This window comes from Pseudomonas sp. 05T35 (assembly GCF_056396605.1).
The window spans coordinates 1-3,579 of sequence record NZ_JBFTLU010000455.1; the positions used below are offsets into that span (position 1 = coordinate 1).

2 protein-coding genes are annotated in these 3,579 nt (G+C 62.5%); both read left to right on the forward strand.

Translation table 11 applies throughout. The features are described 5' to 3' along the window. Positions 1 to 626, forward strand: a 626-nt coding sequence (locus AC1DH9_RS25150; protein WP_477808986.1) for a hypothetical protein, incomplete at its 5' end; no start/stop codon positions are given. A 34-nt stretch (positions 627 to 660) separates the two neighbouring features. After that, positions 661 to 3,579: alkaline phosphatase family protein (locus tag AC1DH9_RS25155; RefSeq protein ID WP_477808987.1), on the forward strand; the 2,919-nt coding region annotated here is incomplete at its 3' end.

The following is a 3,579-nucleotide window of genomic DNA, read 5'->3' on the forward strand; positions in this document are numbered from 1 at the left end:
ATGCAGCCCTGACCAAGGGCATTGCGCAGGTTCCGTCCGAGCACTTGCGCCGTGCACTGTCGACGATGCTTGCGGCGGCCCAGGCCAAAGTCACCACGGCCCAGGAGCTGCTGTGCGCGTTCAAGACCCGACTGGAGCACTGGATCAATGCGGTCATGGACCGCGCCGAAGGCTGGATGCGGCGTAATGCCAAAGTCGTCTCGCTGGCCTGCTCGCTGGTGATTTGCCTGGTGCTCAACGTCAACGCGTTCGACCTCATGCAAGGCATGGTGCGCAATGACACGTTGCGCGCGGCCGGCATGCAGATGGCCAACAATCTGGTGACAAACAACCCATCCGCTACGTTCGATCAGCTCTGTGCGAATCGAGACGACAAGGCCCAATGCCAGTTCGATTCGGCATTGAGCAGTTTGCAGGCGCTGCCTCAGGGCGCTATCGGCTGGAACAACCCGCCGGCTTTTTTACACCACGATCAGACAAACAAAATCGCCTGGTTCGGCTACTGGTTACTTGGGGTCATGACGGCGGCGTTGGCTGCCTCGTTGGGCGGCGACTTCTGGTTCAAGATGTTGAGCCAGATGATTCGCCTGACGGGCAGCAAAACAGTCCCACAGCCCAAGCCCTGAGCGCGAGCGGGCACATCAACTCAGGGAGAGCAGCATGGCGAACAACTGGCCCGACGAGATTAAGCACGTCGTTGTGCTGATGATGGAAAACCGCTCGTTCGATCATCTGCTGGGGGATTACACCAGCATCAACCGTGCGTGCGACGGCATCAACCGTAAAGCGCCCAGCACCAACCCGCTGAAGGATGCCAGTGGCAACACGGCGGTGATCACTCAAACGGCGGAAACACCTGACTACTTTGCCCTGTGGGCGCCGCCCGCGCCTTTGCCACCGGCGCTACCGGCCAAGGACAGCGAAGGTTTCGACCTGGGCCATGAGTTCGTCGATGTKGTGAAGCAACTGGATGTGTCACTCAAGACCAGCCTGACTGCACCCAAGCTCGATGGCTTTGCGCAGGACGCCTACGACAAGGCCCGCAACAATCTGAAGGTGTACAAAACTTACTCGCAATCCATGGCCCAGCGGGCGATGAACTACATCCCGTTTGGCGCCACGCCTGCCGCCGATCCGCTGCCGGCGATCCAGGGGCTGGCGCGCAATTTCACCGTGTGCGACCGCTGGTTCGCCTCGGTTCCGGGCCCGACCTGGCCGAACCGTTTTTTCGCCATGCTCGGCAGTTGCAACGGCCACTTGCTGATGCCGTCCACGGGCACCGTGCTGGCGGGGATCAAAAGCCTGATCGCGCAATTTGGCGGCGACAGCATTTTTTCGCTGCTGCGCGACAAGGGCCACGACGTGCGCATTTATTCCGACGGTGCCATCCCGCTGGCGGCGCTGGTCAAAGGTGGCTTGCAACACATGAGCATCGACGACTTCAAGTCGGATGTCGCTGGTAACAAGCTTCCTGAACTGTCGTGGATCGAGCCGAGCTATGGCTTGCTCAACGGTAAACTCGGGCCCAACGTATCGCACCATCCACCGGAAGACCTGCGCTTTGGCGATCAGTTTGTCGGCGAGGTGTTCAACGCCTTGTCGGCCAACACTGACCTCTGGAGCAAAACCTTGTTCGTGCTGCTGTACGACGAGCACGGCGGCTTCCATGACCATGTGGTGCCACCGACTTGCGTGGCGACGGGGTCAACGGTCGATGTCGAATGGCCCAATCCCTTCACCCGGCTGGGCATCCGCGTACCGGCGATCCTCGCTTCGCCGTGGCTCAATCCCGGCCTGATTCCGTGGACCGACAACCTCCAGGCGCAACATTACGATCACACCAGTTTGCTGGCCTTTCTCTGCGATCATTTCCAACTGCCGCGCAGTGCACTAGGTGCAAGGGTGGTCGCGGCCCAGCACTTCGGCAACGCGCCGATCTGGCGCACTGCCGCAAACCTTGCTCCGGCGCCGAAACTGGCCGCCACCGCCGTGCCAAGCCGCGCCGGGCTGCCCTTGATCGAGTCCCAACTGGCGACCCAAAGCCGTCAGGTGGTGGACAGCGCCACCGGTTACCTCGATGGTCTTGATCCGGAGCAGATCTGGAAAAACAGCGCCCAAGGTGTCAGCAGTTTCCTCGACAGCCGCACCCGTGCACTGGCTGAGCCCGGCCAGGCCGCCCTGACGTCCGCCGCGCCCAGTGCCGACAGCCTGGAAGCGAAACTGCGGCGCCTGCAGGATTTGATGGCCACCGCCCACGGTCAAACGGTGGCTGCCGTTGGTGCGCCTGCCGTCAAAACCTTGCAAGCAGGGGCGGTGCCGGCTGTTGTGCCCGCGCAACTGCGAGTCCTGTGCCTGCCGGGTGTGGGATTCACGCCGCCCGCCAATGGGCAGGGCAGTACCGACGCGAACTGGCAGGAACAATGGCGCACGCTGATCCGCAACCAACTGGCGCAGAACGGTCGCGTCATCGACGACCAGGACATCGACTTTCTGCCCTTCGATGATCAACTCAAGGATGGACCGGACTTCGCCCAGATCACCCGCGGCCTGGCCATGTTGCGGGACGACGCCAGGGGCAAGGCCGACGAGGATTTCGGCAGTTGGGGCCTGCCGGTCAATCAGATGCTGCGCACCACCGTCGGCGCCATCGTGCAATGGATCGAAGACGCCGAATTGCGCACCGCACTGACCCAACATCTGCTGGACAAAATCGACGCGTTCAACCCGCAGATCATCTTCGCCCAAGGGCTGGGCAGCCTGATCGGTTACGACGCCTTGCGCCGTTCGGTGGCCAAGAAAGGTTCGGCGCTGAAACTCGTCGATGGCCGGGTATTCGTCAGCTTCGGCTCGCCCATCGCACTGCCATTGGTGATGCGCGAAGTGTGGGGCGGACGGGTCATGCGCCTGAGTGAAAACGGTCGAGGCATTCGCCGTTGGTTCCACCTCTACAACCCCAACGACGGCTTACTGACCCGGCCGATCACCTCGCCAGACTCGGCGCGGGTCGACCTGCAAACCGAGTTCAGCGTGCCGCTGCGTGATGACCTGCTCGACCTCAATCACGCAGCGCAAGCCTACTTGTCATCAGCCACCAGCCAGACCGGCCTCTGGCCACAACTGGCCCGCGACGTGGTGGCGGCAAGCGCTCTGGAAGTGCCGGCGTTCCTGTCCCGCAGCGGCCAACGCAAACGCCGCGCCCTGGTGGTCGGCATCAACGATTACCCCGAACCGGGCGCACGCCTCGACGGCTGCATCAACGACACCTACCTGATCAGCCGCATGCTCCAGGAAAGCGGCTACGACGCCGGCGACATTCGGTTGCTGCACGACGCCCGAGCGACGCGGGCGAACTTCGTCGAGCGCCTCGAATGGCTGGTGGAAGGCGCCCGCGCCGGCGACGAGCGCGTGCTGTTCTATTCCGGCCACGGCACCCAACTGCCGGCCTACAGCAGCAGCGGCGAAGCCGACCGCATGGACGAAACTCTGGTGCTCTACGACTTCGACTGGGACGACGAAAACACCCACTTCACCGACAAACTGTTCCGCCAGTTCTACAGCCACCTGCCATTTGACCCGAAC